This window comes from Sphaerospermopsis torques-reginae ITEP-024, assembly GCF_019598945.1.
Taxonomy (GTDB): Bacteria; Cyanobacteriota; Cyanobacteriia; order Cyanobacteriales; family Nostocaceae; genus Sphaerospermopsis.
The window spans coordinates 781,245-803,487 of record NZ_CP080598.1; the positions used below are offsets into that span (position 1 = coordinate 781,245).

A 22,243-nucleotide genomic window follows, 5' to 3' on the forward strand; every position below is an offset into this window, starting at 1 on the left:
GTCGTTGAACCAGTGCTGATATTCTGTTAATTAAAGATAATTAAAGAAACCCTGTTTTATATAACTGTTTTTAGATCAATGAATTACCTTGTTGCCGTATTACCAGACCGTATCCAAGCTGAATCTGCTTACTTAGGCTTAGAAAAAGAAGGGATAAATAGCACTATCCTGGGTAGAGGATACAAAACCGCTGATGAGTTTGGTTTAATTGATCCCAAAGAAGAAGCGAAAAAACAAGTACGCTTGATGGCATTCTGGTTAATACCATTCGGCTTTTTTGCTGGTTTTACCTTCAGTCTCATCACTGGTTTAAACACCTTTGCTTGGGCTGGTGAAATCGGTAATCATGTTATTGGTGGGTTACTGGGTGCTGGTAGCGGTGCTATGGGTAGCGTCTTTGTTGGTGGTGGTGTGGGTTTGGTTTTTGGTAGTGGTGATGCTTTACCCTACCGTAACCGCTTAGATGCTGGTAAATATTTAATTGTGGTTCAAGGTTCAGAAACTCTGACTCGCCAAGCTACCCGCATTTTACGTCAATATGACCCTGAAAATATCCAAGGTTATGCTGAAAATGGGTAATAGGTAATAGGTAATTGGTAATGGGTAATTCATAATTCCTAATTTTTCCCAATCACCAATCACCAGTCACCAATCACCAATCACCAATCACCAATCACCATGCTCCCTAGAGAAGAACTTTTAAAAGGTGTTGAAAACCGCGATAGTATCGCCCGTGTAATTGACCAAGCAGAACAGGCTATAAAGACCTGGGAAGTGGTTATAACTGATTTTTTGTCTCCGCCGGAGTTAGCCGAAATTCAAAGGGTTTTTAGCCGGTTAACAGAGGTGCATTTAGTCGCCTGGGGTGGATATCCACAAGCTGAACGTCAAAGAGTGGCGATCGCCCGTTCTGAACTTCCTTTAGATTCATCTCAAGTTGCTATTACTGCTTTAGAAATTGCTGGTAATTTTCTGTTTGATACTGCTACCCATCGTGATTTTTTAGGCGCAATGTTGGGTACAGGAATTGTCAGGGAAAAAACCGGAGATATTATTATTTTGGGGGAAAGAGGAGCGCAAGCAATTGTAGTTCCTGAACTGGTAGAATTTTTAGAAATGAATTTAAAACAGGTGCGTTCTGTGCCTGTGAAAACTCAACCTATTGATATTAACGAATTAAAAATTAGAGAACCGAAAAAGAAAGAATTAACTACAGTAGAAGCTTCTTTAAGATTAGATGCGATCGCCTCTGCTGGTTTTGGGATGTCTCGTAATAAAATGGTTGATTTAATTGACTCTGGTGATGTGCGGGTAAATTGGAAAGAAATTACTCAAGCGAGTTCGCAAGTCAAAACCGGAGATTTAATAGCAATTCGTGGAAAAGGACGTTTAGAAGTTGGCGAAATTGCCGTGACTAAAAAAGAACGTTACCGCGTGCAATTAACCAGATATATGTAGTCAATTGATAATTGATAATTGATAATTGATAATTACGAATTACTAAATTATGAATTATCAATTACGAATTACGAATTATTCTTAAACTGTTTTGCTATTGCGCTTACCAAAGATTCTCTGGGTAAAAAGCGGTGCATATTGACAATGATTTTATTTGCTAAACCACCGCTAACTACATTTGAATCACCTTTTTCTAAACCTTGTAAAGCATCTTTGACAACTTCTTCAGGAGTGGCTATTTTATTATTTGCAGATGCTAAATTTTCAGGAAACTTAGCTTCAATGAAAAAGTCTGTTTCTGTTGGACCTGGACAAACTACTAAAACTTTCACCCCATAATCTTTATTTTCCGCCCACAAAGCTTCACTAAAACTGATAACAAATGCCTTAGTTGCAGCATAAACAGAAATATAAGGCATTGGTTGAAAGCCGGCAATTGAGGATACATTAATAATACTACCAGAACGAAGTTGACGCATTAAAGGTAGAAATTTGTGAGTTAAATCTACCAACGCCATAATATTTAATTGAATCATTTTTTGTTGCCGTTCTCCATCCCGTTCGGCAAAATCTCCATAGTCACCAAAACCAGCATTATTAACTAACAAATCAATTGTTATTTCTCGGTTATTAATAAAATCAAAAACTTCATTAGTAGCATTAGTTTCTGTCAAATCTTTGGCTATAACTTCAACTTTTACTTGATGTTTTTGTTCTAATTTTTTCGCTATTTGTTTAAGTTTTTCCTCTGAACGAGCAACGAGAACAAGATTTGTTTTGCGTGCTGCTAATTCTTCAGCAAAAGCTTTACCTATTCCACCTGACGCACCAGTAATTAAAGCTGTTGACATTTTGATATTATCTGATTTATTCCTTCACCTTTACTTATCGTAGCAAACCAGCCTAGCGATTGTGTGGAGATGGGAAAATTTTTTTGGGAATCCTTGTATTATTTCTAGTCAGAACAGGGAATACTAGATTTAGAGAGATTTAGTCAGTTCTGGGTGTGATTATGTTCGGTAAAATCAAATTTGCGGCTTTTTTCATCGCAGGTACAGCAGGAGTTATATGGGTTGTCAATTTACCATATCCCATGATCCGCAAACCTGTAGCACAGGTAGCACCCATTCTGCTGTTACCTAGTTTTATGAGTATGGATCATAACTACCGAGGTGCGATAGATGCTTTAGAACAAGCGGATCAATTAATTAGTCGAGCAACCAGCACTGCGGATATTGAACTGGGTGGAGAAAAAGTTAAAGCAGCAAAAAAACATTTGGATAATTTACCAGTTTGGTTTTTGGGTTATTATCCTCAGCGTTATTGTACTTTGTTTAGTTGTAGTTGGCAATTTACCTTAGATGAATTTCAACAGGCCAGAGAACGAGTAGCAAGATTAGATGCTGTAGTTTTCCAGGACAAAAATGCTTTAGTTCCTTTTAATGAAGCGAAAAATTCTCTAGAAACTGCAAAACAACAATATGCACAAGCTAAAGATACAAAAGAGCGAGAAACAGCTATTGCTAATTGGCAAATTGCTATAGATAAATTAGATCAAATTTCTCAACAAACATTAGCAGGAAAAACAGCACAAACGCAACTTATAGCCTACAAACGAGACTTTGAAAATGCGCGGATTAGTAGTTTTATTACTGCTGCCCAAGAATTTGATTTAGAAGCTCAAAAAATCCAACCAACAAATTCTCAAGTGGCTGCGGAATTATGGCAACAGGCAATTTCTAGACTGGAAAGAGTGCCAAATGAAAATCCTCAATATGTGGATGCACAAAAATTAATTGCTTCCTATCAAGTTAAACAAAAAACTGTAATTGATCCACGTAGTACCACATTAATTGCAGCAGCAAAACAATATGCTTTAGCAGCAGCCCAAGCTTCCCAAAATCCCCCCATACTGTCCAAAAATGGGAACAAATTGCAGATTTATGGAAAAAGGCAATTCAACAATTAGAAAATGTGCAAGTTTCCGAAACCAGTTATGTAGAAGCACAAAAGTTAATTGCACAATATCAAACGAATTTGGGAACTATTCAAAATCGTCGTCAAGCGGAAAGCGAGGGTAAGGAAATTCTCGATGCAGCAAATAAAGAAATTCAAAGTTTGATTGGGTCACCACCCACTAATAAAAATGAAGCCAAGGCGGAAATTATTAAAGTTATGAATCAATTGAGTAGTGTGAAATCAGGAACAACTTCATATAATGAAGCACAAAGATTATTGAAATTGGCAGATAATCAGGTTAAAAAACTTCAATGATTAATATTTACTTGATCCAGGAATAGTAATCGCTATACTTAACTAACTATAGGACTCCTATTTGGTTTTTGATAGCGTAGCGTGGCGTAAGCCATACAGAACTTCGTACATACTGAAAGCCTTTTTTCCTGTTCCCTGTTCCCTGTTCCCTGTTCCCTGTTCCCTGTTCCCTGTTCCCTGCCTCCACGAAAAATTCATGAATCAAATCGGATCACTATATAAACTCTGTACTTGAACTTATTGAAGTTATAGAGCAGTTATTAAACTTACTAAATGCTGATAGTACAGCATAAACAATAACATTAATTCTTTCTCCTAACTCCTGACTCCTTTGATTTGTTCTTGTTAAGAAATATTAATCTTTTCCTCTCAAACCTAAATAGAACCTAAATAAATGCAGTCTTTCAATTTTCACAATTCATAATAGGATGGGTAACTGGCTAAGGTATTACAGTGGTTGGTATTGTTATTGTTTCGCACAGTAAACAATTGGCTCTGGGAGTACAGGAACTAGCTGCACAGATGGTTCAAGGAAAAATTCCCCTCGCTGTAGCAGCAGGTGTTGATGATCCAGAACACCCACTAGGTACAGATGCGATCAAGGTTTATGAAGCGATCGCCTCTGTATTCTCAGATGATGGTGTTCTCGTGCTGATGGATTTGGGTAGTGCTTTAATGAGTGCGGAAATGGCTCTGGAGTTTCTACCCCCAGAACAGCGAGAAAAAATCTATTTATGTGCAGCCCCATTAGTAGAAGGCGCTATTGCTGCTGTTGTTGCTGCTGCTGCTGGGAAAAACATCCAGCAAGTGATCACGGAAACACAAGGGGCATTAATAGCAAAAGCAACTCAGTTAAATTTTGTTACCAGTCCACTACCAGAAATCACTATACAAACTGGTAATACAGCAGCAATTCCTACCCAGGAAATTCGCCTCAAAATCACTAACCGCTTAGGTTTACACGCTCGTCCTGCTGCTCAGTTTGTAGCTACTGCATCCCGGTTTCAATCTCAAATCAAAGTACAAAATTTAACCAGAAATACAGAAGCGGTCAGAGGTGACAGTATTAACCAAGTTGCTACTTTGGGAGTACGTCAAGGACATGAATTGCTGATAACTGCTACTGGTACGGATGCTCAGGAGGCACTCAGAGCTTTACAAGGATTGATTATTAACAACTTTGGTGAAGACAATAGCATCATAGAGCTACCAGCCCGCCGTGAGGAAGTTACTGCGCCCACTGAAGGAGAACTCAGAGGAATTGCTGCTTCTGCGGGAATAGCGATCGCTCCATTAATTCATTATCAATCTGTCACCATCCCAATTACAGAATATCACATAGAAAACGTTGAAATCGAGTGGCACAGATTACAATCTGCTATCCAAATAGCTAAACAGGAAATTGCTTCTTTACTTTCTCATACATCAATACAAATTGGTGACGCGGAAGCGGCTATTTTTGATGCCCATCTGTTATTTTTAGCAGATCCAGTCATGCTAGAAGCCGCACGTCAACATATTGTGGAAAAACGCCTTAATGCAGAAGTAGCTTGGCAAGCTGTAGTCGATGAAGTAGCAAATTCTTACCGTAAACTGGAAGATGCTTATTTACAAGAACGAGTAGACGATGTAGTTGATGTTGGGCGTAGGGTGTTAAGAATTTTACTTGGTAGTCTGCCCACTGACTTGCACATCACAGAACCATCAATTATTGTCGGTACAGATTTAAGTCCCTCGGATACCGCTAAACTCGATCCAACTAAGGTAATGGGCATTTGTATGACTTCTGGGAGTGCAACTTCCCATAGTGCTATTATCGCCCGTACATTAGGCATTCCAGCGGTTGTGGGTGTAGCTCCTCAAATTTTAACCTTAGAAAGCGGTACTTTGATAGCAATTGATGGGGAAAGCGGTAAAGTTTGGGTAGCACCACCAGCAGAAACATTAACTGCCCTAGAAGCCAAACGTCAAAACTGGCAAACAGCCCAAGCCGAAGCGAAAGCTAAAGCACATCAGCCGGCGATTACCCGTGATGGTCGGAGAATCCAGATTTTTGCTAATATTGGTAGTATTGCCGATGCCAAAGCTGCTGTAAGTCATGGTGCAGAAGGTGTGGGTTTACTGCGTACAGAGTTCTTGTATTTGGAAAAGACAAAAGCACCCACAGAAGAGGAACAATTAGAAGTTTATCAGGCGATCGCTCAGGTTTTAGACCAGCGTCCCTTAATTATTCGTACCCTGGATGTGGGTGGAGATAAACCACTTCCTTATCTGAGTTACCAAGAAGAAGCTAACCCCTTCTTAGGTGTGCGGGGAATACGTTTCTGTTTAGAAAATCCTCAATTCTTGAAAACTCAATTAAGGGCAATTTTACGCGCCAGTTCCGGTAATAATATCAAAATTATGTGGCCAATGATTGCCACGTTAACAGAATTACGAGCAGCTAAAGCAATTTTAACCGAAGTGCAAACAGAACTGCGACAAGCGGGAATAGATTTTGATGAAAAAATGGCAGTGGGAATGATGATAGAGACACCCGCAGCAGTAGCTATTGCTGATCAGTTAGCTAGGGAAGTGGACTTTTTTAGTATAGGTACAAATGATTTAAGTCAGTATGTGATGGCAGGCGATCGCACTAATCCCAAAGTAGCAACTTTAGCCGATGCTTTGCAACCTGCGGTATTACGTATGATTCAGCAAACTGTAGAAGTTGCCCATGCTGCTAATATTTGGGTGGGGTTGTGTGGAGAAGTGGCCGCAGAAACCTTAGTAGCACCCATTTTATTAGGTTTGGGATTAGATGAACTAAGTGTCAATCCCCAAGCGATCGCACCATTAAAACAAGCTATTTCCCATTTAACCATCACAGAATCTCAGTCGATCGCATCTGTAGCATTAACACAAGATTCAGCCACCAGTGTCAGGGAATTAGTTTATCCCATCGGCTGAAAGATACAACATCAAAGATAAAAAATCACACACAAGAGACGTTTCTGGGGAACGTCTCTCATCAAACTATCTAAATGAATAGCTTTGTCAATATTCTTTTGTTTTTATATCAAACTGCAATACGCTGCTATGAATCCTCAGTTTCAAAGCAGCATTAACGCAGAAAGCTACTGATAAGCCACATCAAAATAAACGTCAGAACCGTAGAAAACTGATTTGCTGTAATGTTGATCAAAGCTAGTTGCTGTAATACAGGTACTGCAATCAATCCCCCAGCTATTAAGCCAATAATAAGACTTGCCAGGGTAAACAAAACTGCTCGACCAAATTTATTTTCCTTGCGGTTGAGAAAATAAATACTTACTCCAACCCCAACCACCAATCCCAGTTGCAAAACCTGATCGCTGGCAGCAGGAACAAATAAACTAATAGCACTTAAACCCAGGAACCAAGCTCCTGGTGCGAGTACATCTGATAGACTCGGTTGATCTAATATTCGTTGCAGCCATGCAGGTGACTGCTCACGAGTAACCGGACTTTCTTTTTGTGGAGATGGAACTCGCATTTCTGGAAAGCGGATACGCTCTGGTACTTTAATTTTACCTTCTTGGCGCATTCGTAAGCGATCCATTAGAATCGCATCATAAGCTGCTTCAATTAATTCCCGACCCTTGCTATCACCACCATGTTGCTCCAACAGGCGATTGCGAGCGTCCTGAATTTCATCAAAACTAGCATCTTCTGATACCCCAAGTTTTTGGTAGGGATTTTGATCGCTCATGGCAGTGTGTTACTTCAGCCCTAGTCAGCAGCAGTCTTTTGTGGAAGAAAAAACAACCTTAGGTTTTATTGTTATCAGAACAATAGTCCTAACCGATTCTTGTCCTCTAATCAGGATATTAGCACAGATGAGTTTATTCGACTCAAGAATTTAAACCATAGTAACTTTAACATAAACATATTGCCATCACAGACATCAATCAAAGGTTTTCAACCTATTTTCTGATAACCATATTGATTAATGGTATAAAATCGCATATTCATTTAAAATGAAACCGTTTTAAATTGCTGTTCCACTAAGTACACACTATGCAAACTGAAACAGAAAGCTACAAATAGGGTCAAGAAAACCATACGGTAGATATAGTACATATTCTGAAATGCAGACCTGATACTCGTAAAATTAGTGTCTACATCCTTCATAATTGTAATTACAGTTTATTGGAACAATCAGGATACTCGTATCTACTCCTTGTATATTTTTCAGTACAGCCAAAGTGGAAAATGCGTTTTTACGCAATTCCTTTGTTAAACATCATGAATTTTTGTGCAAAGTAATGGTCATGGCTCCTGCCAAGATTCTTGTAGTTGATGACGACCCCGCCGTTCGGAATTTAATTCAACGCTTTTTGATCAAACAGAATTATCAAGTAGAAGCTGCTGAAGATGGTAAGACTGCCCTCACCTTATTTGAGCAATTTAACCCAGACTTGGTAATTCTAGATGTAAACTTACCAGATACAATTGGTTTTAACCTGTGCCAAGAAATGCAAAGCCGAAATGGCGTTTTTGTCCTGATGCTCACCAGTCGCACAGATGAAACTGACAAAATTCGCGGTTTTTCCAAAGGTGCTGATGACTATCTCACCAAACCCTTTGGACTGGGAGAGCTAGAGGTCAGAGTAGCAGCAATTTTGAGGCGACAGCGGGTTGTTACCACCGCAGAACAAAAACGCCTCATTTTTGACAAACTCGTGATTGACCCAGTGCGGAGAGAAGTAACACTTAATGACGAACCAGTACCCTTGACCGCTTTGGAATTTGATTTGTTACATTTTTTAGCCAGTCATCCAGGTCGAGTTTGGCGGCGCTCAGAACTTATACAAGAGGTTTGGGACTATGAATATGTAGGAGATCAGCGGGTTGTCGATGTTCACATCGGTCAAATTCGCAAGAAAATTGAAATTGATGCTAGTCAACCAGCATTAATTCAGACTGTACGTGGTGTAGGTTACAAGTTTGAATCTACTACTAATCCAAAAAACCAAGAACTCTAAGGGGATTGGGTTGAGGGTGTCAGGTGTAGTCAATCACCCGATCACCCGATCACCAACCTCTTCCAGTGCTAATACTTAACATTGATGAAACAAAGTTTCTAAATAAATACGAGCAGCTTGGCGATCGCTCTCTCCATTTTGTAGCAAAAACAACGATAACGCCGCAGTTAATACTCGGTTTTGATCCCAATCGGGATGGGTTTCTAAGTATTTGTTTAGGGATTCGTGGAGTGCTTCGGGAATCACTGTAAAGATACTAACTGTTGTGTTCATAAGATTTCCCTTCTATACGGTCTATCAAGAGATTTTGCTTGCATTTATCCGAATTTTGGATTTTGGATCGACCCACAAATAAATCAGGGATATACCATCAAGGAATTATTGGTCAAGTATTGTCACCAGCCATAAAATCCCCACTCATACCTGAGTTCACTGTGCAAAATTGATGCTCATATCGGAACGGAATAAAAAAGCAAGCCGAATCATTGTGCGCTCAGAGGGGGTGGGTTTGTCAATGCTGCGAAATGTTAAAAATCGGTAGTTAAAAAATAAATACTCACGAAATAATCAGGGTTAGAGCTATATTTTTGTTACTTAATTTAATAAAAACTCAGTTGGTAATGTGGTTCAGTAATGAAAGCATAAAATCCCCAGTTAGCCAGCAAGGCTAGATTAGTTCGTAGAGCATTTGTGGAAAACTGGTAAACTTCCTGTGGAAATTCTGTGGAACTAAAGAGGATAATAGCCGCAAATAATAAGAATTACAAAAATATCAAGGTTTAGTAACAATTTAGCTCAATCAAGTACGGGATTAACTCAAATTGATAGTATTATTTAAAACAGTTGATATTGGCAAAGTTAAAAAGTTAACTTTATCTAGGGTTTGCTGAAAAATTCCTTTCGTTAGGGGCTAGGAGTCAGGAGTCAGGAGTCAGGAGTCAGGAGGAGAATTAAAGACATTTTTTCATTTCTGTCCGCCCAGAAAAGTGCAAGGTTTTTCAGACTCAAGACGCTATAACGAAAGCACCTACCGTCTTTTTTATGAGCCTCAAACCTTTGATTTATGAGGCTTTTTGGTTTATTCAGCAACCCCTATATAGGTAATAAAATCATTTTTATTACATCCTTTAAATCCTCAAATCCTGAATATCCTGATTCTGACAATTATATTATCAAATTCCCAAACTTAGGACTCCACCATCCCTTAGCTGTATGAAAATAAGCCGCATCCTTATGTTTCTTATCCTTCCATGAATCCTGACCAGAACACCTTAACATAGTTTTATTCTGACCATCTTTAATATAACTATACTCCTCTAACGGTTTCTTACATACTGGACAAGGATAAGATGTTATCCTAGTTTCTGGTTTAGGAGTCTTTTCACCTGCTGATGTTTTAGTTTTCGGTGCTTCCCAACGTTTATGAAAATCACTCCAAAACAAAACAATATTTTCACAGCCACTCACACATTTAAAAAAGTATTTCTTTTTAACTTTAATACTAGGAATTTTAGCTAAAAAGTTATTACAATCAGGACATTTCGTTTTTGAACTTTCATATTTTCTCTCAAATTTACCATTATTATTAGCTGTAGTTGTTGAATTAAAAACCACAGTTTTAGCTTTAGATAACGCAGGGACAAAATAACTTTCATTCCAAGTGGTTAAATAAGATTGCCAAGAATTTTTACCTTCAGCAATTTTATCTAATTCTGCTTCCATGTTGGCAGTAAATTCTGCTTCTAATAAATCTGGTAATGCCTTTTGTAAAAACTCATCAACTTCTAATCCTAAAGCTGTAGGATGAAGATGATCTTTTTTCAATTCAATATAATTGCGTTTTTTTAATGTAGCAACTGTAGGAGCGTAGGTACTAGGACGACCAATACCTTTTCTTTCCATTAATTGTATCAGTTTTGGTTCACTATATCTTGGTGGTGGTTGGGTTTGTTTCTTTTCATGTCCGGCATTTTCTAAAGTTAGTGTTTGTCCCTGTTGAACAACGGGTAAAACTGCATCTTTACCCAAATTAGGCCAATATTTTGCATAACCGTAAAATTCTACAACTTGTCCCCTGGCTTGCCATAAAATATTACCTGATTGGGTAATAATTAAAGTTTTTCTCACCTGTGCGGGACGACATTGGGAGGCGATCGCTCTTTTCCAAATCATTACATACAGGTTAAACTCATCTTCAGGTAGTTCTGCACGCAACTGCACCGAAGGACGAAACACATCTGTAGGACGAATCGCTTCGTGTGCTTCCTGTGCTGTTTTACTACTACGGTGTTTTGTTACTTGTTGAGGTATATTTTGCGGATCATGTTCTTCCAACCATTTACGCGCACTGGCACAAAATTCAGGACTTAACATCACTGAATCCGTTCGCATATATGTAATTAACCCGGACTCATATAGCTTCTGTGCCACCTGCATGGTTTTTTCGGGGGCAAATTTTAGTTTAGATCCGGCTGCTTGTTGTAGTGTTGAAGTCGTAAAAGGTGGAGGTGGTTGACGATAGGTGAGTTTCCCTTCAATTTGTATAACTTGATGGGGATGTTGTTGAGCTTCTGTAACTAATCTATCTGCTTCTGCTGCTGATAAAACCCGCTTAGATTCTGGTTTTTCTGGGTTGTTCCCGGCCGCATCATCGTGGGTTTCCGTTTCCGTTTCTGGTGTTTCCGTAGGCGTGTTAGCTGTACCTTTGTAAAAAGCCCGAAATCCTTCTTGATAGTCTACCCACACACTCCAATAATCTTGAGGAACAAATACTTGTATTTCTCTTTCGCGCTGACAGATGAGGTGTAATGTGGCGCTTTGGACTCTACCTACACTTTTTGCCCCGTTGTTTAATGCCCAAACTAAGGGACTACCTTTGTATCCTACTAGCTTATCAAGGCAATCACGACATAATCCTGCACCGATTAAGTTATAGTCAAGTTTGCGGGGATGGGAAATGGCTGTTTTTACGGCTGATGGTGTAATCTCTGTATAAACTACTCGCTTAGGTTCTTTTAATCCTAAAGTTTCTTTAAGATGCCAAGCAATGGTTTCTCCTTCTCGGTCTGGGTCTGTTGCTAAAATAACTTCATCAACTTGTTTAACAGCAGCTTTGAGTTGTTGAATAGTTTCTTTAGCCCGTTGATCACGGGCGATATAATTGCAGTGGACGCTATTACCTTCTATTGTGAATCCTAGTGAGTCTTCACCCTCATTACTGAGTTCGCGGATATGTCCACAACTAGCACGAACTATCCAATCTGCACCGAGAATTTGGCTAAGTTTTTTCACCTTTCCTGGTGATTCAACTACTAAGAGACGTTTGGCCATAGCACCTGTTTTCTCTAGAATTTACATTTCAAGGAGTTCAAGGAGTCAGCATTTCCAGGAGTCAGAAAGAAGGAGATTTAAAAATTTCTTTTTCATATCTCAAATTCTACAGTTGGGTAGTTCGACTTACTTCAACTTCGCTAAGTAGGGGATGCTGAATAAACTAAAAACCAGCATGAATAAAGAGTTTGAGGGTGATAACAAAGAAAATTTTGTTGGTTTTTACCTCCTTTCAAAATACAAAAAACTCCTTGATATCCTTGAACTCCCTACTCCTTGAACTCCTTAATCTTCACGGAAAGACTTTTATGGCTTACCCCACACTCCGCTATCAGCAACCCCTAAAAAGTCGCTTACTGACAACTTCACTCACTGACTATCTCAAACCTTTGATTTATCAATCTTTTGGGTTTATTCAGCATCTCTTATTGACGGCGTTCTTGTAATTTCCGATAAACAGCTTTTAAATCAACTTGATGATGTGCCAAGGCGACGAGGGTATGATAAAAAAGGTCCGCAACTTCCCCAGCGATCGCCTCAGCATCATCATCTTTGCAAGCCATAACAACCTCGGCGCTTTCCTCACCGATCTTTTTCAAAATCTTATTATCACCACCAGCCAATAATTTGCAGGTATAGGAATTTTCATGAGGATGATCACGGCGATCGCATATTACCCGAAATAGCTGAGATAACATATCTGCTGGAGGTGGTTGAACCTTACCATCAACCTGATGAAAACAACTGCGTTCCCCAGTGTGACAAGCAATATCTCCCAACTGCTCCACACCAATCAGTAAAGCATCACTATCACAATCATAACGAATACTTTGCACCTTCTGAATATGTCCAGAAGTAGCGCCCTTATGCCAAAACTCCTGACGGGAACGACTCCAAAACCAAGTTTCTCCAGTTTCTAAAGTCTTTTGCAGAGACTCCTGATTCATCCAAGCCATCATCAACACAGTACCATCTAGATAATCTTGGATAATCGCAGGTACTAAACCTTTGTCATCGTAACGGATTTTTTCCACAGGGATGGCAGATTGGAGCGTTAGCAGTTCAGGAGAAGACATACAAAAACTAGAGTAAGTTAACAATTATTAATCAATTGCATATGCTAACAGGAGTTTAGCAGAAAGTGGTAATTCGTAATTGGTAATTGGTGATTGGGAAAAATATTACCCATTACCCATTACCCATTACCCATTACCCATTTAGTCCTATCCTAATTAAAGAAGCTCAATTTAATTACCACCTATAGGAGATAACCTTGGTAAACACCACAATTAAAACCACAAAATCACAAGAAATCTTTACTGCTGCTCAAAATCTCATGCCAGGAGGCGTTAGTTCTCCCGTGCGTGCTTTTAAATCAGTTGGTGGACAACCTATAGTATTTGACCGCGTTAACGGAGCATATATTTGGGATGTAGACGGCAACAAATACATCGACTATGTGGGTACTTGGGGTCCTGCTATTTGTGGCCATGCTCATCCAGAAGTAATCAGCGCATTACACGCAGCTTTAGAAAAAGGTACTAGCTTTGGCGCTCCTTGTGTACTAGAAAATGTCTTAGCAGAAATGGTAATAGATGCAGTTCCTAGCATCGAAATGGTAAGATTTGTTAACTCTGGAACAGAAGCCTGTATGGCCGTCCTCCGGTTGATGCGAGCTTTCACCAACCGCGAAAAAATCATTAAATTTGAAGGTTGCTATCACGGCCACGCTGATATGTTCCTGGTTAAAGCCGGTTCTGGTGTAGCTACACTCGGTTTACCCGACTCCCCAGGAGTACCTAAATCTGCAACTAGCAGTACCTTAACTGCGCCTTACAATGATTTAGAAGCTGTCAAAGCTTTATTTGAAGAAAACCGTGATCAAATAGCTGGTGTTATTCTTGAACCTGTTGTTGGTAATGCAGGTTTTATTCCTCCCGATGCTGGTTTCTTGGAAGGTTTACGGGAACTTACCCACGAACATGGAGCTTTATTGGTATTTGATGAAGTGATGACAGGCTTCCGTATTGCTTACGGTGGCGCTCAAGAGAAGTTTGGCATCACTCCCGATTTAACCACAATGGGTAAAGTCATCGGTGGAGGCTTACCTGTGGGAGCTTATGGTGGTCGCCGCGATATCATGTCAATGATTGCCCCAGCAGGTCCTGTATATCAAGCTGGTACTCTTTCTGGAAATCCCCTAGCTATGACTGCGGGAATCAAAACCCTAGAATTACTACAAAAACCAGGCACTTATGAACAGCTAGAACGCATCACCAAAAAACTAGCTGATGGTTTGCTCAAAGTTGCTCAAGAAACAGGCCATGCAGCTTGTGGTGGTAGTATTAGCGCCATGTTTGGTTTATTTTTCACTAGTGGTCCAGTTCACAACTACGAAGATGCGAAAAAAGCTGATACAGCGAAGTTTGGCAGATTCCATCGTGGGATGTTAGAGCGTGGTATTTACTTAGCACCATCTCAGTTTGAAGCTGGGTTTACTTCTTTAGCTCACACAGATGAAGATATTGAACAAACTTTAGTCGCTGCAAAGGACGTGCTTTCTAGTCTCTAATTTCTGGGGACTGGGGAAGAGGTGACTGGGGACTGGTGACAGAAGGATATTCTCCTCCTGCTTCCCCTGCTTCCCCTGTTCCCTCTTCCCTATTTTTTAACAACCGCATCCTTTATGTCCACAACCTTTGACAGTTTGATGCCCTTCAGCACAGCCATCAGAACAATAGTATTTACCATCTTTGAGGATGGCTTTTTCCAGGGAAACTATACACAAGCAACTCGGACAAGCACATTTCATCTGATTTACCGTAGTCATAACATTTCTCCTGTTTGGGAGTTGAAATAATAGTATAACACATGAACAGTTATTCATATATTTTCGAGGAAAAAATTTTATAAAAATTTCCCATAACGGGAGAAATGTTGTGGGAACAGCTTGTAAATGTGAGTGGGCATTTCGCCAGCGTGTTAAAAAAAATGTTGGAAGTTTCCGTTCGCAATCGCTACCAGTCAGCCCCAGATGTACTGAGAGCGTTGGAGATGGAACCATATCTGGAAAGTTTAGCCAAGGGATGTTTAAATTCTGTGTCGTCTAGTACCTGTAAATCTTTTACCTACTTCCAGGTCATACTAGAACTACGAAGTAGAACCCCATAGATTTAGTTGTCAAGGTACAGATTGCCGTTAGGCAGTTAGGTTTTTATACAGGTTAATTACCGTTCCTGTTGAAAACAATATATCATGACTGCCCCACGCATGGGCAATCCGTTCGCCTACATCCACTGTTCCTTAGTACGATAAAGTATCAACGCCTTGCTACGATACTTTATCTCGGTGGTTTTGGCTCACTCAATTTCTTTATAACCTATGACTACCAAAGCTCAAGTTATTAATTTTCAGGATAAGTTACAGCGTGTTGGTGTCAGCAGTGTCACTAAGATGTTAATGGGAATTTTTGCGGCTGTTCCCATAGCACTAAGCTTGCCAGCAGAGGCTTTAGAAGTACAGATTTTACCGGAAAAAGTGCAATTGGGAGATACAATTTCCGTATTAATTGAACCAGAAAGTGGAGAACAGCCTGGTATTCCTACGGTAACAGTTGGAGAACAAACCTATCCAGCCTTTGAAATTGCCCCCAATAAATACCGTGCTTTTATTCCTACCACTCCATTAGAAGAACCAGGAGTAAGACAAGTTACTGTGTCAGGAGAGGGACAGCGACAAAGAAATTTGGCTGTGTACGTAGGCGATCGCAACTTTCCCATCCAACGTATTAATTTACCCCCAGGAAAAGCCGGAGTTAAAGCAACAGAATATGAACTAGAACGAGTTAAAGAGTTTAAAGCCCTACAAACACCTGACAAATATTGGGACGGTGTTTTCCTGAGACCAAATCAAGGACGGATGACCACAACCTATGGTGTAAGGCGCTACTATAATGGTAAATTTGCCAATGATTACTACCATCGAGGACTGGACTACGCTGGTGCAGCAGGTTCAGCCGTAGTTGCCCCAGCAGCAGGAAGAGTGGCTTTAGTAGGCACAGTATCCCAAGGTTTCATAGTTCATGGTAATGTAGTTGGCATTGACCACGGTCAAGGAGTAACCAGCATTTTCATGCACCTCAGTCGGATTAATGTCAAAGAAGGTGATATGGTCAAAGCTGGTCAACTAATTGGTGCAGTAGGTTCTACAGGTGCTTCTACAGGACCTCATCTACACTGGGGTTTATATGTCAATGGAAAATCTATTGATCCCTCATCTTGGAAAACAAAGATAATTGATTAGTAATTCTTAATTACTGGACTTTAGACTAAAAGAAGAGCGATCGGTAAATAGTCAGTAAATCGAGAGACAGCAAAAAATCAAGGGATGCCTGTAAGAACAGACACCCCCATAGCGGAAAATGAAAGAAGCACAACCAACGTTCATCTACCGCTATGGATGTTTTTACACAACTCAAGGAATTCCCTCAAGCAGCTTATAATTGTTTATGCAGGGCAAAAGACGCAACATTTGAAATGACGGATGCAATATTGCTGACACGCACTTGCCAAAGTCTCGCAGACTTATCGCTGTGTCCAGTATTCAGGCGTAAGTGGTCAAGTATCTATGAAACAACACAGGATACCAGACCACAACGCAACAAATTGATGGTTCACCACGAGTCAACAAACCGATGTGGTTGGCTTTTGTCGGTGAAGAAATGCCACCTCTAAATGAAGTTTGGAAACTGTATCTACGGCGCTTTGCCGTTGACCATTGGTATCGGTTTATTAAACAACGTTTGCATTGGACGCTACCAAAGCTTTCTACTCCCCAACAATGTGACCGATGGAGTGACTTAATGCCGCTCATCACTTGGGAGTTATGGCTGGCTCGTGATATCGTCAACCGATTTTGGATTTACGATTTTGGATTTTGGATTGACTCCACCCTAAAGTGTGGAGCTTGAAAATTTTGGATTTGGGATTTACGTTAGCGAAGCGTACGCAGCGCAGCGAGTATTTTTCCGTCCTGAAGGACGGGGCTTGTACCAAATGTTTTTAATCTAAAATCTAAAATCTAAAATCTAAAATTCCCGGTCAATGACCATCCCCTCCCGTGGCAGAAACAAATCACTAAACTCACCCCTGGAAGGGTTGCACAAGCTATGCCTGGGATTTTGTTCAGGGTTTCTACTCCTGCCAAACCACCAAAACCAAGGGGTAAATCTCCTGGATGGAAGACCGGACAGAAGAGGCAACGTAGAATTCGCTATCCCATCGTTAAAAAGCGTACTTCACCTTCACGTAAAGCCCCGCCAACACCTGCTTAATTTTTCGTTTTTGAATTTTTTACTTTGCTTTTTTTTCAACTCAGCTTCCCTGAGTCATTTTGTGCTTTTAGTCTAAAGTCCAGATTCCAGGTAAAAACGCCGGGGGCAATATTCCCAAGCATTCAAATAAGCTAAGGGTAAATAATCTTCATTCATTTGATTAATCCCACATTCCGCACTTCAATTTGTAGTACATACACAAGTATCATAAGCAGCATAAAGGGTTAAATATAAATACGCAGTCCAGAAAGTAAAAGTATAGACATTAATTGCCATTTGACTACTAAATAGAAATTCATAGGGCATAGAGAATAAATTCAGGAAAAAATGAGAGAATAAGACTGAATTAAATAAAAATGCCTTCATATTATGAATTACCAAAAAGAAGAAATTGAGAGTAAAAACATAGATCACTTAGGAATAATCGCAGGAATAATAGATGAGATAGGAATAGTAGAAAAAATCAACGAGATATTTTCAATAGATATCAGAGAGAAAGTAAATACAGGAGAAGTAGTCAAAGCAATTATTCTCAATGGACTAGGCTTTGTATCAAGACCACTATATTTATTCCCAGATTTCTTGAAAGATAAAGCCGTAGAACATCTAATAGGAGCAGGGATAAAAGCAGAAGATTTAAATGACGATAAAATAGGCAGAGTAATGGATAAGCTATACAAATATGGCTTAACTAAATTATTCTTAATAATTGCCTTAGAAGTAAAGTTCAGAGAGAAAAAAATCAGACTTAAATAAACTAGCAAAAAAAATCCAAGAGGAGTTATTAAAAGCTAACAAACAAGTAGCGAAATTAGAACAGGAAGAATTGTCCGATAAATCTTTGACCGAATTAAAAGTCAAAGAAATAACAACCAAATTAAAATATCATCAAATATGCGAGTGGGAAATTACTGAAACCAATAAAGGGAAAACAACAGTTTATAGAGTGAAATGTAAATTAAGAGAAAATCAGGAGTTAATTACACAACAACAAAACTCTTGTGGCAGATTTATTTTAGCCACCAATATTTTGGATACACAGGAGTTAGAGTCAGAAGAAATCCTCAAAATATATAAAGAACAACAATCTACAGAAAGAGGATTTAGATTTATCAAAGACCCGTTATTTTTCGCGGATAGTCTATTTGTCAAAAATCCTGAAAGAGTAGAGACAATGATGATGTTAATGGCATTATGTCTTTTGGTTTATAATTTAGGACAAAGACAATTAAGAATGTCATTGAAAGCACAAAAAGCTACAGTTAAAAATCAACTGAATAAACCCACAGAATCTCCCACATTAAGATGGATATTTCAATGTTTTCAAGGTATTCATCTTTTGATGACACAAGGATTTCAACGAATTCTTAACTTAACGGAGTCGCATTGTCATATCTTGCAATTCCTACCTACTACTTGTCAAAAATATTATTTATTATCTTAGGTTTCCTCTCTATTTTTACTATTTAATTGGTTATCTTTTTGATAACTGATTCCACACCTTGAATTAAATATTGTTTTTGAAATAGCTTTTAAACACCAATAAAGGCTTTACTTTGTGTGTCCATAATTTTGTTTTACATTGATACGTAATTGTTCAAACCCTAAGTTTTAATTGACTGTCAATGTAGTTAAATTATGCTACTTTTTGAAGTGCGGAATGTGGGTTATAATTATGAAACTCTTGTGGGGTGGGCATCTTGCCCGCCAATCATGTACCTCATTACAAAGGAAAGTGCTGTATCTAGGTTTTACATTTATTCAGCATCCCATATTTAGTCATCTTTAGATGACTTTAGCTATGAGACTGGGAATTAATTCCCAGGCGGGACTAAACGCCTACGGAATGTTAATACCCAAGGCTGCAAGTTGTTCGTTTATCCAATTTGTGGCTGTGGTTTCGTCAGTTTCACAACTACACCCCAACCTCCGCAGATTCCAGCGCATTAACTTCATCAACTACCCGCCAAATTTCCTGCATCAACTCATCTAAACCAGTGCGAGTTACAGCCGAAATAATAAAAACAGGAGCTAAAGAAAGATGATTTAATTGTGTAGCTAAAGCCTCCAAATCAACAGTTTCCCTATCCACCGCATCAATTTTATTTAATGCCAAAATTTGCGGACGTTTCGCTAAACCCCTTCCGTAAGCTTTCAATTCTTCTTGAATGGTATGGAAATCACCAATTACATCTTCACTTGTAGCATCAATTAGATGTAATAAAACCCTAGTGCGTTCAATATGACGTAAGAAATCATGACCCAAACCAGCACCATGAGAAGCACCTTCAATTAAACCGGGAATATCTGCAAAAACAGTACCATCACCAGTCGGTTTTTTCACTACTCCCAAATTAGGAACAAGAGTTGTAAAAGGATAATCAGCGATTTTCGGACGTGCAGCAGATAAGGAAGAAATTAAAGTTGATTTACCAGCATTTGGTAAACCAATAATTCCCACTTCTGCTAACAGTTTCAACTCTAAACGTAAAACTTTATGTTCTCCTTCTAAACCAGGTAAGGCGTATTCTGGGGCGCGGTTACTGTTACTTAAAAAATGTTGATTTCCTAAACCACCTTTGCCACCTTCAGCAGCGCGAAAACGTTGTCCAGGTTCAACTAAATCACATAACAAAGCGTCCATTTCTCCATCATAAATGGCAGTACCACAGGGAACTTCAATTATTAAATCTTTGCCATTAGCACCTGTACAATTATTAGGACCACCACGTTCTCCATTTTCTGCTTTAAATATATGTTTATATCTAAAGTCTAATAAGGTTTGTAAGTTGTTATCAGCAACAAAAATCACTGTTCCACCCCTGCCACCGTTACCACCAGAAGGACCACCGGCGGGAACGTATTTTTCTCTGCGGAAAGCGACGATACCATCACCACCTTTACCGGCTTGAACTTCAATTACTGCTTGATCGATAAATTGCATAATTTAATTATTGGGCATTGGGCATTGGGCATTGGGCATTGGGCATTGGGCATTGAAAATTAGCTATTAGTTGTCTTTTCGGGTCTTCATTACATATTATGCTAGATTGCGTTCACAAAAACCATAAAACCCTTATGATATAACCCACATTCCGCACTTCGCTTTGTAATACATTAAGATTACGAAAATTGGGGTTAATGGTGGTTGAATAGGGATCGCCGAAGGGCTATAATTCATACGTTTAAATACTGAATAATATCAACATTTTTTGTAAAATTTATCGAAGTATTAACGTAGTACGTTTTGAAGTGCGGAAAGTCGGAAATATAATTAATGCTGAGAATACCAAATGACAAATAATTAGTTAATGTAGATTTGTTAAGCCATTATTAATAGCCACCATGTCTATCAAAGTTGGAGATACTGCACCTGATTTTAGTCTACCCTCTCAAGACGGTTCTACCGTCAGTTTAAAGGATTTTCGCGACAAAAAGGCTGTCGTCCTTTACTTTTATCCTAAAGACGACACCCCTGGATGTACTGCGGAATCTTGCGCTTTCCGAGATCAATATGAAGTATTTAAAGCTGCTGGTGCTGAAGTCATCGGCGTAAGTGGTGACTCTAGCGAATCTCATCAGAAGTTTGCAGCCAAGTACAATTTACCTTTTACACTGGTGAGTGATAAAGGCGACAATGTTAGAAAACAATATGGTGCAACTACCGCTTTTGGTTTTATCCCCGGCCGGGTAACTTACGTAATAGACCAAAACGGCATTGTTCAATATGTGTTTGATTCCATGTTTAACTTTAAAGGTCACGTTGAGGAAACCTTGAAAAGGTTACAACAGTTGGCTGCAAGGTGATTTGGTGATTGGTGATACAATTTTGGATTTTGGATTTTGGATTTTGGATTTTGGATTGTATTTCATGCACTCCAATCTAAAAGGGTGTTTGAAATGATACACCATCAGCGACTTTTAAAACATCCTCTAAAATCTAAAATCTTGTCCCAGTCCCCAATCCCCAATCACCAGTCGCCAATCACCAGAAATCAAACTTTAGACTTTTCTGGTACAGCAACGTTGGCGGTTTTGCCGTTCTTACCGTTAGTTTGTCCGTTAGTGTTAGGGTTGCGGGGTTGAATCACACCATAGCCGCCGTGGTTACGTTCGTAAATAACATTAATTTCCCCGGTTTCGGCGTTACGGAACATATAAAAGTCGTGTCCTACTAGTTGCAGTTGTTCTTGCGCTTCTGCAACTGTCATCGGAGGCATGGAAAAATACTTAGTCCTGACTACTTCTCCTGGTAGTTCAGGAGTGCGATCGCCGATTAAATCTGCTACTGGTTCGGCAACTACGGCTTCATTAGTTGGTATAGGCTGGGTTTTGTGTTCTTGTCTTCTTTCTTTGTATTTTCGCAGTTGACGGGATATTTTATCAGCAACTAAGTCAATACTTGCATATAAGTTCTCGCTGCTTTCCTCCGCACGGATGACGTTACCATTAGCATAAATAGTGACTTCAGCCGCTTGTCTAGTATTAATTCGCGGATTGCGAGCTACACTTAAATGGACATCTACTTCATTCGTAATGTTTTGAAAGTGACTAACTGCTTTTTCAATTTTTTGATGCACATATTCTCGAATTGCATCGGTAATTTCAATATTTTTGCCGTGGATGACAAGCTTCATGTAAACTCTCCCGCTAAATATTTAGCTAAATATTTATTTGATGTGAATGGGTTTTGTATGTACAGAGATTGCGGTAAGGTCTATCACTGCCGCCAATACAAATTCTGAACTGCTTTTAATGTAAGGCTTTTGTATTCGGTTCTCAGGTTGTCGCATCTTAACTATAAGTACCTCTAGCTTCGATTTACTTTCTTAAAGACTGGTAT

Annotated in this window: 18 protein-coding genes and 3 pseudogenes; 13 read left to right on the forward strand and 8 right to left on the reverse strand. The window is 39.3% G+C overall.

Features of this window, described 5'->3' with window-relative positions; translation table 11 throughout:
• Positions 1-78: 78 nt before the first annotated feature.
• Both K2F26_RS03635 and K2F26_RS03640 read left to right on the forward strand, forming a co-directional pair.
• The gene (locus K2F26_RS03635; RefSeq protein WP_220610389.1) at positions 79-579 is read left to right on the forward strand and encodes a hypothetical protein; all 501 of its coding nucleotides are present in this window, start codon (positions 79-81) and stop codon (positions 577-579) included.
• Between the two features lie 99 nt (positions 580-678).
• Positions 679-1,458 carry a photosystem II electron transport protein, Sll1252 family gene (locus K2F26_RS03640; RefSeq protein ID WP_220610390.1) on the forward strand — a complete coding sequence of 260 codons (780 nt, stop codon included), beginning with the start codon at positions 679-681 and terminating at the stop codon, positions 1,456-1,458.
• Positions 1,459-1,526: 68 nt separating this feature from the next.
• On the opposite strand, the gene K2F26_RS03645 is transcribed toward K2F26_RS03640, so the two are convergent.
• On the reverse strand, positions 1,527-2,309 hold the full coding sequence (locus K2F26_RS03645; RefSeq protein WP_194055187.1) for an SDR family NAD(P)-dependent oxidoreductase: 783 nt from the start codon (positions 2,307-2,309) through the stop codon (positions 1,527-1,529).
• Between the two features lie 161 nt (positions 2,310-2,470).
• Here K2F26_RS03645 and K2F26_RS03650 point away from each other — a divergent pair, with 161 nt between their 5' ends.
• The 3 genes from K2F26_RS03650 to ptsP all read left to right on the forward strand — a co-directional run bounded on the left by K2F26_RS03650 (position 2,471) and on the right by ptsP (position 6,681).
• Positions 2,471-3,427: a hypothetical protein gene (locus K2F26_RS03650; protein WP_246605511.1), complete on the forward strand. Its 957-nt coding sequence runs from the start codon at positions 2,471-2,473 to the stop codon at positions 3,425-3,427.
• A gap of 5 nt (positions 3,428-3,432) precedes the next feature.
• Entirely contained in the window at positions 3,433-3,732 is a 300-nt protein-coding gene (locus K2F26_RS24575; protein ID WP_246605512.1) for an ATP synthase subunit B family protein, read from the forward strand.
• 453 nt (positions 3,733-4,185) lie between these two features.
• Positions 4,186-6,681 carry a phosphoenolpyruvate--protein phosphotransferase gene (ptsP, locus tag K2F26_RS03655; protein WP_220610391.1) on the forward strand — a complete coding sequence of 832 codons (2,496 nt, stop codon included), beginning with the start codon at positions 4,186-4,188 and terminating at the stop codon, positions 6,679-6,681.
• Positions 6,682-6,835: 154 nt separating this feature from the next.
• Here ptsP and K2F26_RS03660 read toward each other — a convergent pair whose 3' ends face one another.
• On the reverse strand, positions 6,836-7,462 hold the full coding sequence (locus K2F26_RS03660) for a CPP1-like family protein (protein ID WP_220610392.1): 627 nt from the start codon (positions 7,460-7,462) through the stop codon (positions 6,836-6,838).
• A gap of 562 nt (positions 7,463-8,024) precedes the next feature.
• Here K2F26_RS03660 and K2F26_RS03665 point away from each other — a divergent pair.
• Positions 8,025-8,738: a response regulator transcription factor gene (locus K2F26_RS03665; RefSeq protein WP_220610393.1), complete on the forward strand. Its 714-nt coding sequence runs from the start codon at positions 8,025-8,027 to the stop codon at positions 8,736-8,738.
• A gap of 75 nt (positions 8,739-8,813) precedes the next feature.
• Here the strand turns inward: K2F26_RS03665 and K2F26_RS03670 are convergent, their stop codons facing one another.
• From K2F26_RS03670 to hisIE, 3 genes are all read right to left on the reverse strand, one after another.
• On the reverse strand, positions 8,814-9,011 hold the full coding sequence (locus tag K2F26_RS03670) for a DUF2811 domain-containing protein (RefSeq protein WP_220610394.1): 198 nt from the start codon (positions 9,009-9,011) through the stop codon (positions 8,814-8,816).
• Positions 9,012-9,902: 891 nt separating this feature from the next.
• Complete coding sequence (topA, locus tag K2F26_RS03675; RefSeq protein ID WP_220610395.1) at positions 9,903-12,068, reverse strand: type I DNA topoisomerase; 2,166 nt, start codon at positions 12,066-12,068, stop codon at positions 9,903-9,905.
• Positions 12,069-12,493: 425 nt separating this feature from the next.
• Positions 12,494-13,144 carry a bifunctional phosphoribosyl-AMP cyclohydrolase/phosphoribosyl-ATP diphosphatase HisIE gene (gene hisIE, locus K2F26_RS03680; protein ID WP_220610396.1) on the reverse strand — a complete coding sequence of 217 codons (651 nt, stop codon included), beginning with the start codon at positions 13,142-13,144 and terminating at the stop codon, positions 12,494-12,496.
• Positions 13,145-13,341: 197 nt separating this feature from the next.
• Here hisIE and hemL point away from each other — a divergent pair, with 197 nt between their 5' ends.
• Entirely contained in the window at positions 13,342-14,640 is a 1,299-nt protein-coding gene (hemL, locus tag K2F26_RS03685; protein ID WP_220610397.1) for a glutamate-1-semialdehyde 2,1-aminomutase, read from the forward strand.
• A 96-nt stretch (positions 14,641-14,736) separates the two neighbouring features.
• On the opposite strand, the gene K2F26_RS03690 is transcribed toward hemL, so the two are convergent.
• Complete coding sequence (locus tag K2F26_RS03690; RefSeq protein WP_220610398.1) at positions 14,737-14,898, reverse strand: metallothionein; 162 nt, start codon at positions 14,896-14,898, stop codon at positions 14,737-14,739.
• An 89-nt stretch (positions 14,899-14,987) separates the two neighbouring features.
• Here K2F26_RS03690 and K2F26_RS24580 point away from each other — a divergent pair.
• The 5 genes and pseudogenes from K2F26_RS24580 to K2F26_RS25405 all read left to right on the forward strand — a co-directional run.
• Positions 14,988-15,161 (forward strand): annotated as a pseudogene (locus K2F26_RS24580) (serine/threonine protein kinase); the annotation flags it as partial.
• A gap of 288 nt (positions 15,162-15,449) precedes the next feature.
• Positions 15,450-16,370 (forward strand): M23 family metallopeptidase, encoded by a 921-nt coding sequence (locus K2F26_RS03695; RefSeq protein ID WP_220610399.1) that lies wholly within the window; start codon positions 15,450-15,452, stop codon positions 16,368-16,370.
• A gap of 367 nt (positions 16,371-16,737) precedes the next feature.
• Positions 16,738-16,974: pseudogene (locus K2F26_RS24585) on the forward strand (NF041680 family putative transposase); the annotation flags it as partial.
• A gap of 795 nt (positions 16,975-17,769) precedes the next feature.
• Positions 17,770-18,117 (forward strand): annotated as a pseudogene (locus K2F26_RS25400) (DUF4277 domain-containing protein); the annotation flags it as partial.
• Positions 18,118-18,169: 52 nt separating this feature from the next.
• Entirely contained in the window at positions 18,170-18,844 is a 675-nt protein-coding gene (locus K2F26_RS25405; protein WP_437441051.1) for an IS1634 family transposase, read from the forward strand.
• 471 nt (positions 18,845-19,315) lie between these two features.
• Here K2F26_RS25405 and obgE read toward each other — a convergent pair whose 3' ends face one another.
• Positions 19,316-20,344, reverse strand: coding sequence for a GTPase ObgE (gene obgE, locus K2F26_RS03710; protein WP_220610400.1), 1,029 nt, complete (start codon positions 20,342-20,344; stop codon positions 19,316-19,318).
• Positions 20,345-20,745: 401 nt separating this feature from the next.
• On the opposite strand from obgE, the gene K2F26_RS03715 reads away from it, so the two are divergent.
• Positions 20,746-21,207, forward strand: a complete 462-nt coding sequence (locus tag K2F26_RS03715) for a peroxiredoxin (protein ID WP_220610401.1) — start codon at positions 20,746-20,748, stop codon at positions 21,205-21,207.
• A 188-nt stretch (positions 21,208-21,395) separates the two neighbouring features.
• Here K2F26_RS03715 and hpf read toward each other — a convergent pair whose 3' ends face one another.
• Complete coding sequence (gene hpf, locus K2F26_RS03720) at positions 21,396-22,037, reverse strand: ribosome hibernation-promoting factor, HPF/YfiA family (protein ID WP_194055877.1); 642 nt, start codon at positions 22,035-22,037, stop codon at positions 21,396-21,398.
• Positions 22,038-22,243 lie beyond the last annotated feature (206 nt).